A 3,271-nucleotide genomic window follows, 5' to 3' on the forward strand; every position below is an offset into this window, starting at 1 on the left:
TGTATTCGGTTGTGTTATCAAACAACTCGTGTGTTGTTTCAGATATTGCACAGTGGACGCGTAGCTTCTTTGTGGTAAGTCCTCGGCCTATTAGTACCAGTCACCTGCATACATTGCTGTACTTCCAGTTCTGGCCTATCAACCCGGTGGTCTGCCGGGGGCCTTACCCCCTCGAGGGGGTGAGAAACCTCATCTTGGAACAGGCTTCCCGCTTAGATGCTTTCAGCGGTTATCCCTTCCGAACGTAGCCAACCAGCGGTGCTCCTGGTGGAACAACTGGCACACCAGAGGTTCGTCCGTCCCGGTCCTCTCGTACTAGGGACAGCCTTCCTCAAGTTTCTTACGCGCGCGGCGGATAGAGACCGAACTGTCTCACGACGTTCTAAACCCAGCTCGCGTGCCGCTTTAATGGGCGAACAGCCCAACCCTTGGGACCTACTCCAGCCCCAGGATGCGACGAGCCGACATCGAGGTGCCAAACCATCCCGTCGATATGGACTCTTGGGGAAGATCAGCCTGTTATCCCCGGGGTACCTTTTATCCGTTGAGCGACACCGCTTCCACTTGCCGGTGCCGGATCACTAGTCCCGACTTTCGTCCCTGCTCGACTTGTCAGTCTCACAGTCAAGCTCCCTTGTGCACTTGCACTCGACACCTGATTGCCAACCAGGCTGAGGGAACCTTTGGGCGCCTCCGTTACATTTTAGGAGGCAACCGCCCCAGTTAAACTACCCACCAGGCACTGTCCCTGAACCAGATCATGGTCCGAGGTTGAGGTATCCAATACGATCAGAGTGGTATTTCAACAACGACTCCACAGTAACTGGCGTCACCGCTTCACAGTCTCCCACCTATCCTACACAAACCGAACCGAACACCAATACCAAGCTGTAGTGAAGGTCCCGGGGTCTTTTCGTCCTGCCGCGCGTAACGAGCATCTTTACTCGTAATGCAATTTCGCCGAGTCTATGGTTGAGACAGCTGAGAAGTCGTTACGCCATTCGTGCAGGTCGGAACTTACCCGACAAGGAATTTCGCTACCTTAGGATGGTTATAGTTACCACCGCCGTTTACTGGGGCTTAAATTCTCAGCTTCGCTCTTACGAGCTAACCGGTCCTCTTAACCTTCCAGCACCGGGCAGGCGTCAGTCCGTATACATCGTCTTACGACTTCGCACGGACCTGTGTTTTTAGTAAACAGTCGCTTCTCACTGGTCTCTGCGGCCCACACCAGCTCACACTGCAAGAGTGATCACCGGCAGGGGCCCCCCTTCTCCCGAAGTTACGGGGGCATTTTGCCGAGTTCCTTAACCATAGTTATCTCGATCGCCTTAGTATTCTCTACCTGACCACCTGTGTCGGTTTGGGGTACGGGCCGTGTAACAACTCACTAGAGGCTTTTCTCGGCAGCATAGGATCACTGAATTCGCCTCAATCGGCTACGCATCACCTCTCAGGCTGTATGAACGGCGGATTTGCCTACCGTTCGCCCTACAGGCTTACACCAGTACAACCACTGACTGGCCCAGCTACCTTCCTGCGTCACCCCATCGCTTGGCTACTACCAGATCAGGTCCCACGCATCCACCACACGCCTCACTCTCGAAAGAGATCGGTCATATGGATTCAGGGTGGTTAGTGTCACTGATTCACCATGGGCGCGGTTACACGGGTACGGGAATATCAACCCGTTGTCCATCGGCTACGCCTGTCGGCCTCGTCTTAGGTCCCGACTCACCCTGGGCGGATTAACCTGGCCCAGGAACCCTTGGTCATTCGGCGGACGAGTTTCTCACTCGTCTTTCGCTACTCATGCCTGCATTCTCACTCGCGCAGCCTCCACACCTGGATCACTCCGATGCTTCCATGGCTGCACGACGCTCCCCTACCCACCCACACACCTGCACACAGATCCGCAGACCTGAATGGGGCTATTGTGTGAGTGCCGCAGCTTCGGTGGTGTACTTGAGCCCCGCTACATTGTCGGCGCAGGATCACTTGACCAGTGAGCTATTACGCACTCTTTCAAGGGTGGCTGCTTCTAAGCCAACCTCCTGGTTGTCTTCGCGACCCCACATCCTTTTCCACTTAGTACACGCTTAGGGACCTTAGCTGGCGATCTGGGCTGTTTCCCTCTCGACTACGAACCTTATCGCCCGCAGTCTCACTGCCACGCTCTCACTCACCGGCATTCGGAGTTTGGCTGATTTCGGTAAGCTTGTAGGCCCCCTAGACCATCCAGTAGCTCTACCTCCGGTGAGAAACACGTGACGCTGCACCTAAATGCATTTCGGGGAGAACCAGCTATCACGGAGTTTGATTGGCCTTTCACCCCTACCCACAACTCATCCCCTCAGTTTTCAACCTAAGTGGGTTCGGTCCTCCACGACGTCTTACCGTCGCTTCAACCTGGCCATGGGTAGATCACTCCGCTTCGGGTCTAGAACACGCCACTACACCACACAAGGTGGATACGCCCTATTCGGACTCGCTTTCGCTACGGCTACCCCACACGGGTTAACCTCGCGACATGCCACTAACTCGCAGGCTCATTCTTCAAAAGGCACGCCATCACCACCAACAGTAAACTGCTCGACGGCTTTGACGGATTGTAAGCGCACGGTTTCAGGTACTATTTCACTCCCCTCCCGGGGTACTTTTCACCTTTCCCTCACGGTACTAGTCCGCTATCGGTCACCAGGGAGTATTCAGGCTTATCGGGTGGTCCCGACAGATTCACAGCAGATTTCACGGGCCCGCTGCTACTTGGGTATCCACAACGACAGTTGCAATGTTTTCGTCTACGGGACTCTCACCCTCTACGACAGGCCGTTCCAGACCACTTCGACTAACACCACAATTTCTCACTGTCGGCCGATCCGGCAGAATCGACAATGCAAACCCCACAACCCTCCATACGCAACCCCTGCCGGGTATCACACGCACAAAGTTTGGCCTCATCCGCTTTCGCTCGCCACTACTCACGGAATCACTATTGTTTTCTCTTCCTGTGGGTACTGAGATGTTTCACTTCCCCACGTTCCCTCCACACACCCTATATATTCAGATGCGGGTAACACGACATCACTCGTGCTGGGTTTCCCCATTCGGACACCCTCGGATCACAGCTCGGTTGACAGCTCCCCGAGGCTTATCGCAGCCTCCTACGTCCTTCATCGGCTCCTGGTGCCAAGGCATCCACCGTACGCTCTTCATTACTTACAACAAAGATGCTCGCGTCCACTGTGCAATTCTCAAACAACACACACAC

General features: G+C 54.8%; 1 rRNA gene. It reads right to left on the bottom strand.

From position 1 onward, the window contains the following. Positions 1-70: 70 nt before the first annotated feature. Positions 71-3,225: ribosomal RNA gene (locus tag CH268_RS06025) — 23S ribosomal RNA — on the bottom strand. Positions 3,226-3,271: the final 46 nt, after the last annotated feature.

Origin of the sequence: Rhodococcus sp. 06-1460-1B, assembly GCF_002258475.1 — a bacterium.
Taxonomy (GTDB): Bacteria; Actinomycetota; Actinomycetes; order Mycobacteriales; family Mycobacteriaceae; genus Rhodococcoides; species Rhodococcoides fascians.